This is a genomic window from Microbacterium insulae, assembly GCF_042677065.1.
Taxonomy (GTDB): domain Bacteria; phylum Actinomycetota; class Actinomycetes; order Actinomycetales; family Microbacteriaceae; genus Microbacterium; species Microbacterium insulae.
Genome location: NZ_JBHTII010000001.1, coordinates 1,635,473 through 1,654,701, shown reverse-complemented (window position 1 = coordinate 1,654,701; position 19,229 = coordinate 1,635,473). Strand labels below are relative to the sequence as shown.

Here is a 19,229-nt window from a genome sequence, read left to right as displayed (position 1 = left end):
GTGCATCCTTGTGGTCGGGGGTCGGTCGGGGTTCAGTTCGCGAGCCCGCTGGCAGCGATTCCGCGCACGATCCATCGCTGGAAGATCAGGTAGAGCACGATCACCGGCACCGAGACGAGGGTGACGCCGGCCATGATCTCGCCGTACTGGCTGTTGTAACGGCCGACGAGGGACTGCAGCGCTTGGGTGACGACCCAACTGTCCTGGGATGACAGATAGATCGAATTGACGTAGAAGCTGTTCCACAGCTGCACGAAGCTGAGCAACCCGACGGCAAGAAAGGCAGGTCCGGACAGCGGGAAGATCACGCGGAAGTACGTACGGAAGGGCCCGGCACCGTCCACCGCGGCCGCGTCCTCGAGCTCCCTGGGCAACGTGAGATAGAACTGCCGGAAGAAGAACGTCGCGATGCTGGTGCCGAACAGGAGTGGGACGATGATCGGGAGCGGCGTGTTGATCCAACCGAGGTCGCGAAACCACACGTACTGCGGGATCAAGGTCACCTGGCCCGGCACCATTAGCGTGAGAAGCAGCAGTCCCAGAAGAATTCCTGAACCCGGGAACGCCTTCCGCGCGAGTCCATAGCCCGCGAGGGCGCTGGCGAACAGGGTCCCTGCGGTGCCGAAGATGACGATCACCGCCGTGTTCCCGAAGTAGAGCCAGAAGTCCGGCAGGATCGTGAAGAGATTGGCGTAGTGCTCGAATGTGATCGGATGCGGGATCAGCTGGTCGGCGTCGAACATGCGCTCGTTGGTGCGCAGTGACATCGACGCGGCCCACGCGACGGGGAAGATGTAGCTCACGACGATCACGATCATGACGGCGTGGTAGAGCGTGGAGGCGGCGCGTTTCGGGCGCGGACGCGAGTTTCGGCCGGCCACCCCGAGGACGGTCGCAGTCGCCAGGGGTGCGGGAGCGGTCGCGGTCATCGGAGTGCCTCCATGCGCTTCTTGGCCCGTCGTCGCTCACTCCGGGTCGGCGCGACGAGGGCTTCGTAGTACACGAACCGGCGGCCGAGGAGGAACTGGATCGCGGTGATCGCGAACGTGAGGATGGCGAGCATCCAGGCGATCGCGGCGGCGTACCCGATCCCGGAGATGCGTTCGTTGTAGTTGAACATCTGGTTGTACATGTAGAGGACGATGGTTCGGGTCGAGTTGCTCGGTCCACCGGCCGACGACACCCCGGCGCTCGAGGACGTCATGGCCACCACCGGGTCGAAGAGCTGGAGCGCGCCGATCATCGAGGTCACCAGCAAGAAGAAGACCGTGGGTGAGATGAGGGGCAGGATGATGCTCCAGAATCGCCGGATCGGGCCGGCCCCGTCGATGCGCGCCGCTTCGATGAGCGGTTCGGGGACCGAGTTGAGTCCCGCGATGTACAGGGTCATGCCGTACCCGATGCCCTGCCACGTCGTCACGAGAGCGATGGAGATCATCGCGGTGTTCGGGTCGAGCAGCCAGTCAGGACTGGGGATGCCGAGAAGCTCGACCCCGAGCGTGAGAGGACCGGTCTGCGAGTTGAACATCCACCGCCAGACGATGCCGACGGCGATCTGGGAGAGGACGTAGGGCAGGAAGAGCGCAGCGCGGTAAGCCCCGACGAATCTCCGTGGAATGAAAGTGAGGAGGGCGGCCAGGAGCGAGAAGAGCAGAAAGCTCGTCGTGCCGAAAAGGATGAACTTGACGGTGTTCCAGATGACGATCGGAATGCGCGGGTCGTTGAAGAGTGCGATCCAGTTGTCCAGTCCGACGAACGTCGGCGCAGGAGCGATGAAGTTCCAGTGGGTGAAGGAGTAGCCGAGCGATACGACCAGCGGGACCGCCATGAAGACGACGAGACCCACCACGACCGGAGCGACGAACGCGAGTCCTGTGAGGGCTTCTCGACGCCGGAGCTTCGACACTCGCGGTCTTTTCGCAACCGCTCGGCTACTCCTGTCACTCATTGTCCGGATGCCTCGATCAGCGGATCGATGGTGCTTTCGCACAGTCCGCCGAACGCCTCTTCGGCGGTCTTGCGGTTGGTGATGAGCTCATCCATTCCCGGCCCGAAGCCGTCCTGACCCGACACCGCCGCCCAGAGGTTCGACGGGTCGACGTTGACGTAGGTCAGCGGCCAGGACGCCGGCGTGATCTGCGCCTCGACGACATTCGACGGCTCGCCGGGCGCCAGGGCGAAGTCCTCGCCCAGCGCGCGGTCCTGATAGGCGGGGATCAGCCCCATCTGCTTTCCCGACCCCTCGGTGGACATGTACCCCACGAGCTCCTGGGCGAGTTCCTGGTTCGGAGAGCCACTGTATGCGGCCCAGACGTGGATCTGGAGCAGCGTCGCGTTGCCCTCGGTGCCCGCGGGGAGCGCCGCAAGGTCGTACTGCAGGTCCGGATTCTGTTCCGCGACGATGTTCACCTGCTCGTGGGAGCCCTGCTGCATCGCGACCTGCCCCTTGACCCAGCGGAGGTAGCCGGGCTCCTCCTGCTCGAGCTGCGGGGTGATCGTGCTGTGGTCCTTCCACATCAGGTCCTGGAGATACTGGAACGCGTCGATCGTGTTCGGGTCGTCGATCGAGCACTCGTTGCGCTCTGGGCCCGTGAGCACCCCGCCCCCGTTCGCCGCCAAGACGGGACCGTAGCCGGGCTCGCCAGCCAGGGCGACACGGTTGTAGTAGCCCCACTGGGTGACGGACTCCGGGTCGAAATCAGCGCTGGCGGCGTTGTTGCCGTTCGCATCCAGCGTCAGCAGCTTCGCCCACTCGCGCAGATCGTCGTAGGTGTACGAGCCGTCGGCGGGCGGCTCTTCGAGCCCTGCCGCGGCGAACATGTCCTTGTTGTAGAAGAGCGACTGGGTGTTGAAGCCCATCGGCAGTCCGAAGAGCTTCCCCTCCCCGTCCTTCAGCGCCTCGATGACAGTCGGCGTGAAATCGTCCGTGCTGATGCCGGCGGTGTCGAGATAGTCGGTCAGGTCGGTGAGCACGCCGTCCTTCACCATGTCGAAGTAGTTCCAGCTGCCTGCCACGAGCACGTCCGCCATGTTCTTGCCGGCGATCAGCTTCTTGCACGCGGCGTAGTCCGGACCGCAGTCACCCACCTCGAACTTGAGCTTGACGTCGGGGTGGTCCTTTTCGAAGCCCTTCGCCGCCTCCTTGATCGAGTCGATGTCGCTGTTGACTCCCCAGATGGCGACCCGCAGCGTATCGCCGTCCGCAGACGACGAACCCGCAGCGCCACACCCGGACGCGAGTACCGCCAGGCTCGCCGCTGCGATCGCAGCGACGGCCGTGCGGCGGATCATCTGTCGCATGTGAAATCTCCCTTGATTTGATGGACACAGAAGTGTGCACGCCTTGTTTACCACGTGGCATTGCCACGTGGCAAGTGATGCGACAGAGAGTCCAGAAGCTCTGCCGTGGGTCGTGCGACGCTAGGAGGACGACTCGCGCTGGACGAGCTCGAAGCCCACGACTTCCTCGCTCCCGTCCCGGGGCGTTCCACCCTCGGCTTGCGTGTCGATCGCCTCGAGGAGACGCTCGACGGCCCGTGTCGCGATGCGGTTCTTGTCGGGCGCGACCGTCGACAGGCGCGGTACGGAGTACTCACCCTCGTCGAGCCCGTCGATTCCGACGACCGCGAGATCGACGGGCACGTCGATGCCGAGGTCGCGCGCGGCGCGAATCGCGCCCAACGCGAGCAGATCGGTGGCGCAGAAGGCCCCATCGAGATCCGTCGCAGCAAGGTCGCGCAGCGCGGCCGCGCCCTCCCGACGGTGGTATCCGTCGGTGTAGCGGACGAGCCGCTCGTCGACGACGAGGTCGGCGTCTCTGAGCGCCCGCTCGTACCCGTCGCGACGCATGCGTGCCATGTGCGACATCTGGCCGCGCTGGGCGCCGATGAACCCGACCCGCCGACGCCCACTGCGGATCAGATGCTGGGTCGCCGCATAGGCGGCGGCCTCGTTGTCGATCCCGATGTGCGGGAGCATGCCGCCCCCGGCGACCTCACCGACGAGCACGACTGGGGCTTGCGACTTCCTGCTGACGATCGCTGCGAGATCGGAACTGACAGGGCTGAGGATCGTGCCGTCCGTCGCCTCTCCGCTCGCACCCTCCAGCGCAAGCCGCTCGCGCTCTCGGTCGCCACGAGTCTGTCGGATCAGGACCGAGAGCCCGCGCTCTTCGGCGGCCGCAACGACCCACTGAGCGAGTTCGGCGAAGTACGAGACTTCGAGTTCGGGTACGACCAGTTGAATGGTGCCGGTGCGGCCGGTGCGCAGACTGCGAGCAGCGTGATTCGGGGTGTAGCCGAGCTCGAGGATCGCCGCCCCGACACGGGTGGCGACATCCTTGCTGATGTGCGGGAAGCCGTTCACGACGTTCGACACCGTCTTGCGTGAGACTCCCGCCAGACGCGCAACGTCTTCCTGTGTCGCCGGCATCTGGAACCCCCTGTCTGACGAGACGCTACCACGCGGTAAATCTCGTATGCGATCTGGCGCCATCGGCACGGGCCCTCGACGAATCAGCTGCGCGCCATTGAGGCGGTCAGCGACAATCGAGCTATTTACCACGTGGGTGCCCACGTGGTAAACATTGCGCGGCAACCGCCGGCGGAGCCCGACCGCAACCACGTCCACATCGATCGGAGATGCTGAAATGAATAAGAGGGCTCTCGCACGCACGGCGGTCGGGACCGTCGCCGCTCTGGGCATAGCGATGCTCGTGCCCACGGCGGCGCAGGCGGCGACCGTTGCAGTGACCGCGAACTTCGCCGTCGACGCGAGCTATCCGCTCGTCAAATCGAAGTTCGGCGTCTACAACAGCGGCTACGTGACGCCAGCCCGTTGGGCAGCGGATGCCCAGAAGCTGCGGGACCTTCGCCCGGCGCGGGTGCGCTGGGAGATGATGATGGGCAACGAACAGCCCGGGTGGAGCCCCATGGTCGGCGGCACGGCCAGCGCTCTCACCTACGACTTCACCCAGGCCGATCAGGTCATTGACATCATCAACTCCGCGAATGCCGAGGCCGTTGTCAACTTGACGTACACTCCCTCTCCGCTGAAGCCCAGCGGGGGGTCATGGAATAACCCACCCACAGACTTCACCAAGTGGGCTCAGGTGGGCGCGGCGTTCGCGCAGCACTGGAAGAGCACCAACCGACCGATCGGATCGTTCGACGTCCACAACGAACCCGATCTTCCGGGCGTGTTCTGGACAGGAAACCAGGCTCAGTACCTCGATCTGTTCGGCAAGACGGCGAACGCGATTCGCGCCGTCGACCCTGATGCCTATATCGAAGGTCCCGCACTGTGCTGTGTGTCCTGGCAATCACCCTTCGTACAGCACGTGATCAACAACAACCTTCCGCTGGACGGCTTCAGTTTCCACCGCTACGGCGACCTCTCCAGCGGCACCGTTAACACGGACTATCGCGGTGCGACGGACTCCGGTTCTACGGCATACCGGATGTCTACGGTCGAGAACAACCTCAACGAGTACAACTGGACGAACGACTTCACGGCGCCCACGGACGTGACGAGCTATCGGGCGGCACCGCAGCTGCTGCGGAACTTCAAGGCCGCGCTCGAGAAGCCTTGGATCACCCACGTCGAATGGGCGCAATTCCAGGATCCCATCTGCCCCTCGACGTGTGACGTGATCGGCCTCCTGGACCAGGCAGGTCATCGACGTGCGAGCTACAACGCCTTCTCCATCTACTCGCGCATGCCGGTCGACCGAAAGTTCTTCTCGGCGAGCAACGGAATCGATGGAATGGCATCCACCGACTCTCGCAAGTCATCCGTCGTGCTCTGGAACACATCCGGAACCACCCACACGATCAACGCCGCGCTGAACAACATTCCCTTCGCAACGGGCAACATGCGGGTGTATCGCATCGACGCGGGCCATTCCAGCTACGGGGACAACCCGGCCAACGAACTGCTGACCCCTGTGACCACCAACAACGGGATCTCGACCTCGGGCCTCACATGGAACGGAACGATTCCCGACCACGGGGTGGTGTACATCGAGATCGACGACGGCACGGGTATCGATTCCCTGGCACCCGTCACGGTGGCCACGGACATCAAGGACCTCACCTACGATCCGACCCATTCCAAGATGAGTTGGGGAAGCTTCGACCACGACCTCTGGGTCGCCGAAACGGGCATGGGGCCTGAAAACTATGCGGACGAGGCCGTCGGGGTCTTCGCCAGCGGGATACCGAACACCCTCAGAGTCAGGTACAACGTGACCGGGACATTCGCCGCGCTGGATGCGAACAGCCTGCTCGGGATGCGAGTCGACTATCAGACGGCGAGCGGCTTCACGAAGAGTGTCCTCTGGGACGGCGGGCTCTACAACCCGAGCCGCAGCGCACCTTATCCCTACGGCACCAAGCTGACGACGCCCACCACCGTCATCTCCGTCCCGAACATGAGCGACTTCACCGCGAACATCGCGGGCAACGCTCCAGCCGGGTGGAACGGGAGGGCCACGATCGTGTTCCAGCATCAAAACACCGGGGCCGGAACAACTGCGTCCGTGCGAGTCACCACGTCGTAGACCTGAGTGGGCGGGACGGGCGCGACACATGCTGTGATGCGCCCGTCCCGCACCCCCGGAGACTGATCGTTCGCGTGCCGGGCGGAATCGCGGGCTTCGCGCGATGCGCTCGCTGCCATTCGCCGAACCGCTACCGGATCAAAGGAGCAGCGTGCGATCCGGCATACTCCCCGACGGGCGGATCCCTCCGGTCCACCTTCGCGCATCGAAGCGGTCAGCGCCGATGGTCAGTCCGCCCTACGCGTGAACTGAGTCACCCCGGCATGTCCGGAGAGCAGATTCCTTGTGGCGGGTAATTTCTTCAGGCGTCAGCTGCCCGCACTTCGTCCCACTGGGGCATTGAGCTCGAAGCGCCGGGGCGCGCGACGGACAGACTGGCGGCGGTGGTCGCCCATCGCAGGGCCTCGGGCAAGGCGTCTCCGGCAGCGAGGCGGGCGATCAAGGTCCCGGCGAAACAGTCTCCCGCTCCAGTGGTGTCCACGACCACGGTCGGGCGAGATGGCACCTCCATCACGACTTCGCCGCCGCGGGCGACGCAGGTCGCGGTTGCTCCGCGCGTCATGACGACGAGCTCGCAGATTTCACTGAGGCGACTGGCCGCAGCAATCGGATCGAAGACGCGGGCGAGAGATGTCGCCTCATGCTCATTGAGCAGAAGGAGGTCGACCAGCGGAAGCAGGTCCGCTGCCTCCTCCGTCACCGGTGCGGGCGTGAGGATCGTCACCAGGGCGTGCCGCCGCGCGCTCTCGAGCGCGCGGCGTACCAGCGTGGGTGGTCGTTCGAGCTGGGTGACGAGCGCGGATGCATCGGCAAGGACGAGCTCGTCGTCGAGGGTCCAGTCCTCGGAGCCGTTGGCGCCGGCCATCACAACGATGGCGTTCTCGCCGTCGTCAAGGACCGAGACCAGCGCGACGCCGGTGCTGCGGTCGGCGTCTCGAGCCAGGCGGTCGACGTCGATACCTTCGCTCGACAGGACACCGGCGAGCAGCGTCCCTTCCGCGTCGGCGCCGACGCGACCCAGGAATGCGACGCCGGCGCCCGACCTGGCCGCCGCGACAGCCTGGTTCAACCCTTTGCCGCCCGGGACGCGCTGCAGCTCGTGCCCGAAGATCGTTTCCCCGGGCACAGGCAGGCGCTCCTGCCGGCTCACCATGTCCAGGTTCACGCTTCCCAGCACGGCTACCGGACCCAGCCACGGACCACTGGGCATTCCGAACGGACCTGACGCCATTCCGCCTCTTTCCACTTTTGCCTTCTCCGCCATCATCTGCTCGCATACGGCAGCCCCGCGGCAGCTGGACCGCGGACTCGTCCGACGAGGCCGGCCACCGCGACGATCGTCACGACGTACGGGAGCATGAGCATGAACTCACTCGGCACCGGCGACCCGATCACGCTGAGCACGTACTGGAGGTTGGTCGCGAAGCCGAACAGCAGTGCGGCGAGGGTCGCCCGGATCGGGTCCCAGCGTCCAAAGATGACCGCCGCCAGGGCGATGTAACCGAGCCCCGCTGTCATGTCCTGCTGGAACGAGCCCACCGCCCCCAGCGTGAAGTAGGCGCCTCCGAGTCCCGCGACGGCGCCGGCGATCGACACGCTCCAGAACCGAGTGGCGTTGACCCTGATGCCCACAGTGTCGGCAGCCTGCGGGTGCTCCCCGACGGCGCGCACACGCAGTCCCCACTTCGTGTGGAAGAGGCAGACGTAGACCGCGGCGACGGCGATGTAGGCGGCGTAGACGATGATCGTCTGCCGGAAGAGCGCGGGTCCGAGGATGGGGATCTGCGACAGGATCGGGATCTCCACCACGGGGAAGCGCGGAGGCGAGTTGAGGGCTTCGGCATTCTTGCTGAGCACCGTGGAGTAGAGGAACGATGTGAGCCCGGTCACGAACACGTTGAGGACGACGCCCACGATGACCTGGTCCACCCAATAGCGGATCGCGAACACCGCGAGGATGAGCGAGACGAGCACGCCGGCGATGACCGCGCCGATCAGTCCCAGGTAAGGGTTGCCCGTGACGGACGCGACGACCGCGGAGGTGAAGGCCCCGCCGAGAAGCTGCCCCTCGATGGCGACGTTGATGACCCCGGCTCGCTCGGAGATGACTCCGCCGAGGGCTCCGAAGATGATCGGAACGGAGATCCCCACGGTGCCGATCAGTAGGCCCGGCACCGGAAGGTTCTGGCCCGCGGCCGCCCAGGTGAGGAACCCGACGAGGAACAGCACAGCAAAGACGACGCTGATCCATAGCCTGACATGACGGCCGGTCGCGACCATCCACGTGGCGAGTACCGCGAGCACGATCAGTGCCACGGTGATCACGAGCGTCGTCGCGGCCACCGGGACGACGAGCGGAGGCAGCTGGATGAGATCCGAGCCACCGGAGAGGCGGTACGTGGTCTCGCCCCCGCGGCCGAGCACGATGAACAGGACGACCGCGATCAGGGCGAAGATTCCGAAGGTGACCGGGGCCTTCCAGTTGCGTACGACGAGGCGGGCGGGCGCTTCCATCACTGCAGCGGTCATAGCGACGTCACCTCCGTGGGAGTCAGGGCGGGCTTGATCGGGGGCACGATCTTTCCGGGATCGGGAAGGCGGAAGATCGCACGGATGAGAGGCGGCGCCGCGATGAAGAGGACGATGAGCGACTGGACGACGAGCACGATGTCGATCGGAACACCCTCCGCGGCCTGCATGAGGAAACCACCGGCCTTGAAGGCTCCGAAGAGGAGACTCGCGCCGAGGATGCCCCAGGGACGCGACCGGCCGAGCAGCGCCACGGTGATCGCGTCGAACCCGATGCCGGCGTCGATTCCCGACGTGAACCCCGCCTTGGCCGGGCCCAGGACCTGCATGGCCCCGGCGAGCCCGACCAGCGCCCCCGAGATGAGCATCGCCTTGACATAGACGCCCTTGACATTGATGCCGGCGACGCGAGCGGCGCTGGGGTTTAGGCCGACAGCTTTGAAGCGGAATCCGAGCGCGGAGCGATCGAGCAGCCACCACGCGAACACGGTCGCGGCAAGGGCGAGGACGATCCCCCACGTCAGGTTGAGCTGCGGACCGAGCAGCGACGGAAGCACCGCTGTCTCGGCGATAGGCGGTGACTTCGGGTTGCTCGAACCCGGAGCCTGCAGGACCGGCGTGCGCAGAAGGTAGGACACGAGATAGAAGGCGATGTAGTTGAGCATGATCGTGACGATGACTTCGTGCGCACCGGTGCGCGCCTTGAGCAACCCGGCGATGCCGCCCCACAGCGCCCCACCGAGCAGGCCCGCGGCGATGGCCGCGACGAGATGGATCCCGGGCGGCAGGTGCAGCGTGAAGCCGACCCATCCCGCGCACGCCGCCGCAATGAGCATCTGGCCGCGCCCGCCGATGTTGAACAGACCCACGCGGAATGCCAGGCCGACACCGAGCCCGGCCGCGATGAGCGGCGTCGCGAACGTCAGCGTCTCGGTGAGGGGCTTGATCTGCTGCAGGATGCCGTCCCGTTTGGGGTTGAAAACGGCTCCCTGAAAGAGCGAGATGTAGGCGCCAGCCACGGCGTCCCCGACGGCAGCGAAGAAGCCGCCCGGATCCACGAGCAGGCGCCCGGCCGCCGACTGCACCTGCTCGTCGGTGACGGCGATGAGCACGCCTCCGACGGCCAGCGCCAACAGGACTGCGAGGACGGAGATCATGGCGTTCCCGCCCACGATCTCGGCGAACATCCTCCGGCGCCGTTCGTCGACTGCCGGGTTGGGCTTGTCAGCGCTCATGCGATCTCTCCTTCGAGATCCGGCGACGTCGATGCGTCGGCGATCGGGGCTGTCGGGGGCGCTTCGCCGGCCATCATCAGGCCCAGCACCTCGCGGGGAGTGTCGGCGGGTACGACGCCAACGATCCGACCGCGGTACATCACGGCGATCCGGTCCGCGAGTGCGACGACCTCGTCGAGCTCGGTCGAGACGACGATGACCGGGATGCCGGAGTCCCGAGTGTCGACGATGCGCTGATGGACGAACTCGATCGAGCCGACGTCGATGCCTCGCGTGGGCTGGGCGGCGACGAAGAGTCGAAGATCGCGGCTCAGTTCGCGGGCCAGCACCACCTTCTGCTGGTTTCCGCCGGACAGCCGTCCCACCGGGGTGTCGACACCTTGCGAGCGGACGTCGAACTCCTGCGAGCGAGCCGCGGCGAAGTCGTTCAGCCGGTTCCGCTGCAGAGTGCCCGCGCGAACGAAGGCGCGGTCGAACGAGCGGTCGAGCATGAGGTTCTCGGCGATGGTGTACGCGCCGACCAGGCCGTCTTCCTTGCGATCCTCGGGCACGAATCCCACGCCCGAGTCGAGGATGCGGCGGACGCTCTGCCCGAGCAGCGGCATCCCGTCCAGGAGGACTCGACCGGTGACGAGGGGCTGCAGGCCGAGGATCGCCTCGACGAGCTCGGTCTGCCCGTTGCCCTGCACGCCGGCGATCGCCAGCACCTCGCCTCCGCGCATCCGGAACGACACGTCGGAGACGGCGATCTGGCCCCGCGCATCCACGACCGAGAGGTTCTCGACGATGAGGGCGTCGTCGGTCAGGCGCGGCGGGTCCTTGTGCACTGTGAGTTCGACAGCGCGGCCCACCATCAGCGCCGCGAGCTCGGCGTTGGATGCTGCGGGATCTGCTTCTCCGACGACTCTGCCCGCGCGCATGATTGTGATCCGGTCGGCCACCTCTCGCACTTCCCGCAGCTTGTGGGTGATGAAGACGACGGCGGTGCCGTCGGTCCGGAGGTCGCGCATAATCGCGATCAGCTCGTCGGTCTCCTGAGGCGTGAGGACGGCGGTCGGCTCGTCGAAGACGAGGACCCGCGCATTGCGCGAGAGTGCCTTGACGATCTCGACGCGCTGCTGCACACCGACGGGGAGGTCTTCGACGAGCGCATCCGGGTCGAGGTCGAATCCGAAGCGGTCGCTGAGCTCGCGAACCCGCGCACGCGCGCCGGCCAGATCGAGGCGACCGCCGAACCTGGTCTCCTCGTGCCCGAGCATCACGTTCTCCGCGACGGTGAAGACCGGGATGAGCATGAAATGCTGATGCACCATGCCGATGCCGGCGTTCATCGCGTCGCCCGGACCGTCGAAGTGCTGCGGGACGCCGTCCAGCAGGATGTCGCCCTCGTCGGCCGCGTAGAGACCGTAGAGAACATTCATGAGAGTCGACTTGCCGGCGCCGTTCTCGCCGAGCAGGCAGTGGATCTCTCCGGGTTCGACGGTCAGGTCGATATGGTCGTTCGCGGTGAGGGCACCGAATCGCTTCGTGATGCCTCGTAGTTCCAGCTTCATGGGCTGCACCTCATCGTTGAAAGTGGCTCAGGGGTGGTGCCGACCGGCCTCGGGGGGCGACCGGTCGGCACCGCGGGTCAACCGGGGGTCGACTGCGACGTGACTTCGATCTCACCGGCGATGATCTTCGCGGTGATGTCGTCGAGTTGCTGCTGCAGGTCGGCCGGCACCCGGTCGGCGAAGTCGTGGAACGGTGCGATCCCGACACCGTCGTTCTCGAGCGTCCCGACGTAGGGCTCGTTGCTGAACTCCCCGGCCGAGGCGGCGACGATGACGTCATTCACGGACGCGTCGACGCCCTTGACCACCGAGGTCAGCAGCAGGTCCGCGACCGAGGGGTCGGTCTCGTACACGTCGGCGTCGACACCGATCAGAGCCGTGTCGCCGCCCTTGTCGCGGATCGCCTCGGCCGCCGACTGGTAGATCGGCCCGCCGACCGGGAGCAGCACGTCGGCGTCCTGATCCAGCAGCGACTGTGCCGCGGTCTTCGCCTCGATACCCGCTTCGAAGCCGCCCGTGAACACTCCAGTCTGCGACTCCTTGTTCCACCCGACCGCCTTGACGTCGGCATCGTTCGCCTCGTTGTAGTAGGCGACACCGTCGACGAAGCCGTCCATGAAGAGCGTGACGGGCGGGATCTGAGCACCGCCGAACGTGCCGACCACTCCGGTCTTCGAGTAGGCCGCGGCCGCGTACCCGGCGAGGAACGCCGCCTGCGCGGTGTCGAACAGGATGGGCTTGCCGTTGTCCACGTCCGGTGCGCCGTCGCCGTCCGCATCGAGCGCATCGTCGACGATCGCGAACTGCACGTCGGGGTTCGCCGCAGCCGCGGCGTTGGTCACGTCGGAGAGGAGGAAGCCGACGGTGACGATGACATCGCAACCCTCCGCCACCTGCGCGTCGACGTTGGGCTGGAAGTCGTTCTCGCTTCCCGACTCGACCTGGCTGAACTCGACGCCCAGCTCGTCCGCCGCGGCGGTGATGCCGCGCAGCGCGGACTCGTTGAACGAGTGGTCGTCGAATCCGGCTGCGTCGGAGACGATGCAGGGCGAGAACGCCTCGCCCCCCGATACGCTCCCGGACGAGCATCCGGTGATGAGCAGGATGCCGGTGACGCTCAGTGCGGTCGCGCCCCAGGCGCGGTGCTTCTTGGTGGTGAACACGGTGACTCCTTCGTCGTGGTGGGGTGGGTTGTGGGTCAGGCGAGCTTGCGGACGGCGTCTTCGATGAGGCCCCAGAAGCGGTCGACGTCCAGGTCGAGCGCGACCGTGGCGTTCGCGGGACGCTTGAGGAAGTCGAGGAGGTCGACGCACGTGGCGCCGCGCGTCTCGCTGCCCTCGAGCTCGACGTCGATCCGGGTGCGCACCGTCGTGGCGACCGCCGAGTCGATGAGCATCGCGACCGTGATCGGGTCGTGAAGCGGGCCGTCGGGCATGTTCTCGAAGGCGTCGTACGTCGAGCAGAAGAACTCCAGCAGCTCTGCGCCGAACGTCGCGGTGCGCGTGCCGATCGCTGCAATCCGCGACCGCACCTCGCGCGTGATGAGGGCCTGGTGTGAGATGTTGAGCCCGACCATCGTGAAGTCAACGCCGGAATCGAGGACCACGGCGATCGACTCCGGGTCGGTCCACGCGTTGAACTCCGCGTAGGCGGAGACGTTCCCTCGGCCGGTCGAGCCGCCCATCCAGACCACCTGCGCGATCGAACCGACCAGGTCGGGGTGCTGCTGCACGAACAGGGCGACGTTCGTGAGAGGACCCGTGGCGACGATCGTGATCGGCTCATCGGACTCGGTGATGAGGTCGCGCATGAGGGTGATCGCGTCCCGCTCATCGAGCGAGATCGTGGGTTCGGGGAGCTCGGGACCGCCGAGCGCATTGGCGCCGTGGATCCATTCGGCGGGAGTCAGTTCGGCCACGAGCGGACGCTCGGCACCCCGTGCGACCGGAACTCCCTCGATGCCGGCAACGGTGCACGCCACGAGCGCGTTGTGCGTGGTGTGCTCGATGCGGCCGTTGCCCGCGACGGACGTGATTCCGCGGAGATCGATCTCGGGGCTTGCGGCCGCCAGCCAGATCGCGAAGACGTCGTCGTGTCCCGGGTCGCAGTCGATGATGATCGGCGTGGACATTGGTGCTCCTTTGCGCAAGTTATGCGTAATCGTTTACACGGTCTTTGCAGAGATTACACGATTCGCCGCGATATGCAACTAGAGTTGGCCCGACCCTGCGGGAGAGGAGCAGCCATCGCCACGTCAGTCACGCTCAGCGACGTCGCCGCAGAGGCCGGGGTGTCGATCGCGACGGCTTCGCGGGCACTCGCCGGCAAGCCGCGCGTCTCGCAGGAGATGATCGTGCGGGTGCGCGAGGTCGCGGCGAAGCTCGGCTACCGGGTCAACCCGGTTGCCCGCGCACTCCGAGAAGGATCGAGTCGCCTCATCGGGATGATCGTTCCCGTGATCGGCATCCCCTTCTTCGCCCGCCTCGTCGACGCGATCGAGGATGAGCTCAACCGCAGCGGCTACGAACTGCTTCTCGCCGACTCGCATGGTTTCGTCGAGGAGGAGAATCGCCGCCTGCAGGTGTTCCGGGACCGCCGGGTCGACGGCATCATCGTGATCCCGTCCGATCGCAAGGCATCGGGCCCGGTGCTGCGGTCTGTGAGTGCCGAGATTCCGCTCGTAGAGGTCGATCGCGCGACAGCCAAGCCCCTGGCCGACTTCGTGGGGGTCGACAACGAGGTCGGCATGCGGCTGATCATCGAGCACCTGCGTGATCGGCAGGTCAAGACGCTCGGATACGCCGGCGGCGACGACGCCAGCTCCAACGGCGTCGAGCGGTTCGCCAGCGTCCAACGCCTCGCCGGCGACAACGACATCTCCGTCACGAGCGCATTCCGGAGCGAATACAGCATCGCCGCAGGCGCGGCGGCGGCCGACGCCCTCCTGGCCAGCGGCGTACTTCCGGACGCGATCGTGGCCGGCTCGGATCAGATCGCCGTCGGCCTCATCGCCCGCCTGCGTGAGCACGGGTTCGAGGTCCCGCGCGACACATTGGTCACCGGCTTCGACGGTGGCGAACTCGCAGACGTGTTCTGGCCGACCCTCACCACCGCGGTGCAGCCGGTATCGGCGATCGCCGCCGACGCCGTCAGCTTCCTCGTCTCACGCATCAACGAGGGCGAGGGCGCCTTCCGCAGGAACCTCCTCGCCCCTGAGCTCCAAATCGGCGCCTCCACGACCCGGTAGCGGAAGCGACGACCGGCCAAGGGAAAGCGGCGGGCCGGGCTTGCCGGAACCGCATCGATCAGCGAGGCGCCACGAACCGCTGCGTGATGACGCCGATGGCCTCGATCTCCGTCGTCAGCGTCTCGCCCGGCCGCAGATAGACCCGTGGGGTCCGGCCGTGACCGACACCCGCCGGGGTGCCCGTGAAGATCACGTCGCCGGGCAGAAGCTCGACGATGGAGGACAGGCGTGCCACAAGCGCGGGGATCGAGAAGATCATGTCCCTCGTGCGCCCGTCCTGCAGCGTCTCCATCGACCCGTCGCTGCGCGTCACCGAGCACCGCACGCCGAGGTCGTTCCGGTCGGCTATAGATTCGACTTCGTCGAGTGTCACGACCGCGGGGCCGATCGGAGCGAAGCCCGCGAGCGACTTGCCGAGGCTGAACTGCGGGGGGTGCCCCCAGAATTGCACCGAACGATCGCTCAGGTCCTGCCCCACGCTGAGCCCCGCGATGCAGTTCCACGCTTCGGCTTCGGGGATGTCCCGCCCGCCGCGACCGATCACTACGACCAGTTCCGCCTCCCAGTCGACGGTTTCGCCGGAGAGCATCACGTCGCCGTCGGGGCCGGTAAAGCTCGATACGAACTTCGTGAACACTACGGGGTCCTTCGGAACCTCGAAACCGGACTCCCCCGCATGACTTGCGTAGTTCAACCCGATGGCGAAGACCTGCGAGGGCCGGGGCACCGCGGGGCCGAGCTCCGTCGTGCGGAAGACCTTTCCTGCTGAGACATCCTGCTGACGGCCCCATGAGACGAACTCATCCCACCGCGCGTAGGCGGCTTGAGGGTCCGACGAGAACCGACCGGCACTGGCGCTTTCGACATCGAGGGCTCGGTCGCCGTCGACGATCACGAGCCTGCCGGAGAGATTTGCGATTTGCACGTTGCTGCTTCCTGACGGGAGTGCCGGGCTACCAGAGCTCGGGAAGGTGGACCTGCGGGATCTCAGCGGGAACATAGTCGCCCGCTCGCGCTCGACGGTGGATCTCCTCCCAGTCGAGACCCTCGCGTCTGGCCTGCACCAGTTGCTCCGGATCGAAGTACTCGCCGATGGGGTTGTCGCTGAACTCCTGGGACGCCCACATCCATTCCTTCGACTTCGCCCAGTCGCCGAATGCGTCGAACTGGATCTCCACGCCGTTCCCCTCGGGGTCCTGGTAGTACATCGACATGGTCATGCCGTGATCCAGATTCAGGAAGGGACGGATGCCGCGTGCCGCGAGCCGCTCGTAGTTGTCGAGCCATTGATGGAAGTCGGCGTATTCGAACGCCGTGTGGTGCAGGCCGACGGTGTGGCCCTTGTCGACCGGCGACTTGAGGTCGGGAAGCGCGAGGAGCGCGATGCGGTGGTTGGCCTCGTCGTTGGTCAGCCAGGCGCCGTTCACGCCGTAGTACACGGGCTCCAGCCCGGCGACGGCTTCATAGAACTCCACCATCTCGTCGAGCTTCAAGGTGGCGAAGGTCGTGTGGTGGAACTTCGGACGGGTGATGGGGCGACGACGATCGCGGTTGTCAGTCATGGTTTCCTTCGTCAGGCGCCGGCGTTGCGCGGCGAGCGGATGAGTGGTCAGACATGGACGGGGTCTCCTGGTTCCCGCGCCGGCGCGTCGAGGCGTGGCTCGCTGCTCGCGGTTCCGGTCCGCGCGAGGAAGGAGCGAACCAGATCGCGGACACCATCGGCGGCAGAGTCGATCTCTCGGGAGACAGTGCCGTACACGTAGAAGTCCGGTCGCACGAGCACCGCGTCGACGTCCCACTCGTCGAACCACGAGCCGTAGGTGCCGTTGACGTCGATGAACGCGCCGTCCTCCTCCGAACCGCCCAACGCCACGACAGCGATTCCGCGCTCCTGAAGGCCGTCGCGGGCAGCCGCGTCGAGTCGGGCCGCGACAGAGGCGTCGCGGAGGATGAGGGCGCCGGCGCCGAACACGTCGTCGAAACGCGTCGGTTCCGGATTCGTCCGAGTCCTCACGTATCCCTGACGGGAAAGGACCCCTCCGTGGCGACCGGTGTGCACTCCCTCGTCGTTGTCGCCGCCGAGGCGAGGCGCGGGCGGAGGCTCCGGCGTGCGGCCGCTCGCGAGATCGGCGATCATCGCCTCGTCGCGGCGGCGGGCCTGCTCCGGATCGACGATGCAGATGATCTTGCCGAGCTCCATCGAGAAGGCGATGAAGTCGCTGACGTGCGTCATCCGCTCCGACGCGTACGAGTCAAGAAGTTCGTCGTCCGCGAAGCCCCGGAGCACGAGGTCGAGCTTCCAGGTCAGGTTCAAGCAGTCGCGGAATCCGGCAGCCAGTCCCTGGCCGGCGAACGGCGGCATCAGGTGGGCAGCATCGCCGAGAAGGAAGGTGCGTCCGCTGCGCCAGTGCGATGCCCAGCCCGAGTTGAACGTGTAGACGACGCCTCGCTCGAGTTCGGAGTTTTCGGCGGTCACCCCGAAAGGCGCGAGCATCTCCCAGATGCGCGCGGGCTGGGTCAGCGACTCCACGCTTTCGCCCTCCAACCGCATGAACTCCCAGCGGCGGCGACCGGGACCGCCCGGTACGACGGTCGTCGGCCTCACCGGATCGCATATCTGCAGGGCAAGGTGGGTGACCTCGACTTCGGGCTGCGGTACGACGTCCACCACCAGCCAGTCGAAGAAGTAGCCCAGGTCGTTCCACTCGATGCCCATCGCCTGGCGCGTCGCGCTGTTGGCGCCGTCGGCGCCCAGCACGTACCGGCCGCGCACGACGGTCGCCGGGCTCCCGTCGACCGGGATCAATCGCACGTCTGCGCCCGCGTCGTCCTGACCCTGTACCTCCGCGACCACACCACGAAGGACGGACACGGAGGCTTGGGACCGCATCCGCTCCTCGAGGTGGCTCTCGAGAGCCGGCTGATTGTAGAAGTAGGTGTTGTTCCATCCGGACGGGTCGATCCCCGTCCAGTCGACTTGATGCAGAGTCTCGCGCTGCGCGTTGACCCACACGTACATGTCGTCGTACGGCTCCACAGCGTCCGGGACAGAGTCCACCGGCATCCCCGCCGCTTGCAGCAGTCGCGCGATCTCCGCGTCGTGCGCCACAGCCCGCGGAAGGGGATACGTGCTGGTCTTGCGCTCGACGACGAGCACCGAGTGCCCGGCTCGCCCGAGCAGCAGCGCGGCCATCTTGCCGACCGGACCCATTCCGACGATGATGACGTCCAAATCCGAGTCTTCTGGCGTCAATGTCTCTTGTGCCATGACAGTTCCTTTCGTGATTCGCGAGCGACGGGGAGCATCAGAGATCCGCGCGGTTGAGCACGTCCGATGCGGCAAGGTCTCGCTCCATCTCGCGACGCGTCTCGTCGATGAGGGCCAGCACCTGGTCTTCGAACAGCCGCTGCGCGCGGAATGCCGGCGCGGCGACCGAGCACGCGAGGATCGCGCGGCCGAGCGGATCGTGGATCGCGAAGCCGAGTGCGCAGATCCCCAGCTCGGTCTCCTCGTCATTCCTGGCGTACCCGCGCGAGCGGACGAGCGCTAGTTCGCGCAGGAACCTCTCCCAGCGCGCGTCGTCCATATACTCGCCGGCAAGCTCCGCGGACTTGCTCCTGTAGAGCCGCTCGAGGGTGGCCTCGTCGCTCTCGGCGAGGAGTGCTTTGCCGCCGGAGCTGCGATGAGCCGGGAGCACGCTCCCGGTGCGGTCGCCGATGCGAAGGACGTTCGCGACCTCCACGCTGTGCAGGAAGCGCACGTTGCTGCCGATCCGGATCATCAGATTGGCGGTCTCGTCCAGCCGGTTCGCGAGCAGCTCGACGTGCGGCCGCAGGAGGTCTTTCACCTCCTGCGCCCACGAGATGCTGACCGGTCCGACGCTCATGGCGGGTCCGGGCACGTACCGTCGATCGGCGTCTCGCTGCGCGAAACCGCGGTAGACGAGCATCCCCATCATCCGATGCACGGTCGACGGCGATACGCCGATCTCCGCCGCGGCACGGGTGAGAGACACCGACCCGCTGTCGCGCAGCATCTGGACCAGTCGCAGCGCGTGGTCGACCGAGCTGATCATGTAGGACGGCTTGCGGACGGCTGCGGTCGG

16 protein-coding genes are annotated in these 19,229 nt (G+C 66.3%); 2 read left to right on the top strand and 14 right to left on the bottom strand.

Annotated elements, in window-relative coordinates:
- Positions 1–32 precede the first annotated feature (32 nt).
- The 4 genes from ACFQ0P_RS07715 to ACFQ0P_RS07700 form a co-directional block, all read right to left on the bottom strand.
- Positions 33–929, bottom strand: coding sequence for a carbohydrate ABC transporter permease (locus ACFQ0P_RS07715; protein WP_204978037.1), 897 nt, complete (start codon positions 927–929; stop codon positions 33–35).
- The gene (locus ACFQ0P_RS07710) at positions 926–1,906 is read right to left on the bottom strand and encodes a carbohydrate ABC transporter permease (RefSeq protein WP_204978035.1); all 981 of its coding nucleotides are present in this window, start codon (positions 1,904–1,906) and stop codon (positions 926–928) included. Before ACFQ0P_RS07710 ends, ACFQ0P_RS07715 begins: the two co-directional genes overlap by 4 nt.
- Positions 1,907–1,944: 38 nt before the next feature.
- A complete protein-coding gene (locus ACFQ0P_RS07705) occupies positions 1,945–3,300 on the bottom strand; it encodes an ABC transporter substrate-binding protein (RefSeq protein WP_204978033.1) in 1,356 nt (451 codons plus the stop codon).
- 120 nt (positions 3,301–3,420) lie between these two features.
- A complete protein-coding gene (locus ACFQ0P_RS07700; protein WP_204978031.1) occupies positions 3,421–4,431 on the bottom strand; it encodes a LacI family DNA-binding transcriptional regulator in 1,011 nt (336 codons plus the stop codon).
- 277 nt (positions 4,432–4,708) lie between these two features.
- On the opposite strand from ACFQ0P_RS07700, the gene ACFQ0P_RS07695 reads away from it, so the two are divergent.
- Positions 4,709–6,559, top strand: coding sequence for a GH39 family glycosyl hydrolase (locus tag ACFQ0P_RS07695; protein WP_204978029.1), 1,851 nt, complete (start codon positions 4,709–4,711; stop codon positions 6,557–6,559).
- 301 nt (positions 6,560–6,860) lie between these two features.
- Here the strand turns inward: ACFQ0P_RS07695 and ACFQ0P_RS07690 are convergent, their stop codons facing one another.
- From ACFQ0P_RS07690 to ACFQ0P_RS07665, 6 genes are all read right to left on the bottom strand, one after another.
- Positions 6,861–7,826, bottom strand: coding sequence for a ribokinase (locus ACFQ0P_RS07690; protein WP_378771819.1), 966 nt, complete (start codon positions 7,824–7,826; stop codon positions 6,861–6,863).
- Positions 7,823–9,088 carry an ABC transporter permease gene (locus ACFQ0P_RS07685; protein ID WP_204978024.1) on the bottom strand — a complete coding sequence of 422 codons (1,266 nt, stop codon included), beginning with the start codon at positions 9,086–9,088 and terminating at the stop codon, positions 7,823–7,825. Before ACFQ0P_RS07685 ends, ACFQ0P_RS07690 begins: the two co-directional genes overlap by 4 nt.
- Positions 9,085–10,323 (bottom strand): ABC transporter permease, encoded by a 1,239-nt coding sequence (locus ACFQ0P_RS07680; protein ID WP_204978022.1) that lies wholly within the window; start codon positions 10,321–10,323, stop codon positions 9,085–9,087. Before ACFQ0P_RS07680 ends, ACFQ0P_RS07685 begins: the two co-directional genes overlap by 4 nt.
- Entirely contained in the window at positions 10,320–11,876 is a 1,557-nt protein-coding gene (locus ACFQ0P_RS07675) for an ABC transporter ATP-binding protein (RefSeq protein WP_204978020.1), read from the bottom strand. The genes ACFQ0P_RS07680 and ACFQ0P_RS07675 overlap by 4 nt, the downstream gene beginning before the upstream one ends.
- A 77-nt stretch (positions 11,877–11,953) precedes the next feature.
- On the bottom strand, positions 11,954–13,039 hold the full coding sequence (locus tag ACFQ0P_RS07670; RefSeq protein WP_204978018.1) for a BMP family lipoprotein: 1,086 nt from the start codon (positions 13,037–13,039) through the stop codon (positions 11,954–11,956).
- Between the two features lie 35 nt (positions 13,040–13,074).
- A complete protein-coding gene (locus tag ACFQ0P_RS07665) occupies positions 13,075–14,007 on the bottom strand; it encodes a nucleoside hydrolase (RefSeq protein WP_204978017.1) in 933 nt (310 codons plus the stop codon).
- An 84-nt stretch (positions 14,008–14,091) separates the two neighbouring features.
- Between ACFQ0P_RS07665 and ACFQ0P_RS07660 the strand changes: the two genes are divergently transcribed.
- On the top strand, positions 14,092–15,123 hold the full coding sequence (locus ACFQ0P_RS07660; RefSeq protein WP_378771816.1) for a LacI family DNA-binding transcriptional regulator: 1,032 nt from the start codon (positions 14,092–14,094) through the stop codon (positions 15,121–15,123).
- 58 nt (positions 15,124–15,181) lie between these two features.
- On the opposite strand, the gene ACFQ0P_RS07655 is transcribed toward ACFQ0P_RS07660, so the two are convergent.
- The 4 genes from ACFQ0P_RS07655 to ACFQ0P_RS07640 are packed head-to-tail and all read right to left on the bottom strand — an operon-like array spanning position 15,182 to position 19,199.
- Complete coding sequence (locus ACFQ0P_RS07655; RefSeq protein WP_204978012.1) at positions 15,182–16,048, bottom strand: fumarylacetoacetate hydrolase family protein; 867 nt, start codon at positions 16,046–16,048, stop codon at positions 15,182–15,184.
- A gap of 28 nt (positions 16,049–16,076) precedes the next feature.
- A complete protein-coding gene (locus tag ACFQ0P_RS07650; protein ID WP_204978010.1) occupies positions 16,077–16,685 on the bottom strand; it encodes a VOC family protein in 609 nt (202 codons plus the stop codon).
- A gap of 47 nt (positions 16,686–16,732) precedes the next feature.
- Positions 16,733–18,391, bottom strand: coding sequence for a bifunctional 3-(3-hydroxy-phenyl)propionate/3-hydroxycinnamic acid hydroxylase MhpA (mhpA, locus tag ACFQ0P_RS07645; protein WP_204978008.1), 1,659 nt, complete (start codon positions 18,389–18,391; stop codon positions 16,733–16,735).
- Positions 18,392–18,428: 37 nt separating this feature from the next.
- Entirely contained in the window at positions 18,429–19,199 is a 771-nt protein-coding gene (locus tag ACFQ0P_RS07640) for an IclR family transcriptional regulator (protein WP_378771810.1), read from the bottom strand.
- Positions 19,200–19,229 lie beyond the last annotated feature (30 nt).

Excerpts from the sequence above, each read along its gene's own strand:
- ACFQ0P_RS07715 (WP_204978037.1), bottom strand. The coding sequence starts at position 929 with ATGACCGCGACCGCTCCCGCACCCCTGGCGACTGCGACCGTCCTCGGG.
- ACFQ0P_RS07705 (WP_204978033.1), bottom strand. The coding sequence starts at position 3,300 with ATGCGACAGATGATCCGCCGCACGGCCGTCGCTGCGATCGCAGCGGCG.
- ACFQ0P_RS07700 (WP_204978031.1), bottom strand. The coding sequence starts at position 4,431 with ATGCCGGCGACACAGGAAGACGTTGCGCGTCTGGCGGGAGTCTCACGC.
- ACFQ0P_RS07695 (WP_204978029.1), top strand. The coding sequence starts at position 4,709 with ATGCTCGTGCCCACGGCGGCGCAGGCGGCGACCGTTGCAGTGACCGCG.
- ACFQ0P_RS07690 (WP_378771819.1), bottom strand. The coding sequence starts at position 7,826 with ATGATGGCGGAGAAGGCAAAAGTGGAAAGAGGCGGAATGGCGTCAGGT.
- ACFQ0P_RS07685 (WP_204978024.1), bottom strand. The coding sequence starts at position 9,088 with ATGACCGCTGCAGTGATGGAAGCGCCCGCCCGCCTCGTCGTACGCAAC.
- ACFQ0P_RS07680 (WP_204978022.1), bottom strand. The coding sequence starts at position 10,323 with ATGAGCGCTGACAAGCCCAACCCGGCAGTCGACGAACGGCGCCGGAGG.
- ACFQ0P_RS07675 (WP_204978020.1), bottom strand. The coding sequence starts at position 11,876 with ATGAAGCTGGAACTACGAGGCATCACGAAGCGATTCGGTGCCCTCACC.
- ACFQ0P_RS07665 (WP_204978017.1), bottom strand. The coding sequence starts at position 14,007 with ATGTCCACGCCGATCATCATCGACTGCGACCCGGGACACGACGACGTC.
- ACFQ0P_RS07650 (WP_204978010.1), bottom strand. The coding sequence starts at position 16,685 with ATGACTGACAACCGCGATCGTCGTCGCCCCATCACCCGTCCGAAGTTC.
- mhpA (WP_204978008.1), bottom strand. The coding sequence starts at position 18,391 with ATGGCACAAGAGACATTGACGCCAGAAGACTCGGATTTGGACGTCATC.
- ACFQ0P_RS07640 (WP_378771810.1), bottom strand. The coding sequence starts at position 19,199 with ATGATCAGCTCGGTCGACCACGCGCTGCGACTGGTCCAGATGCTGCGC.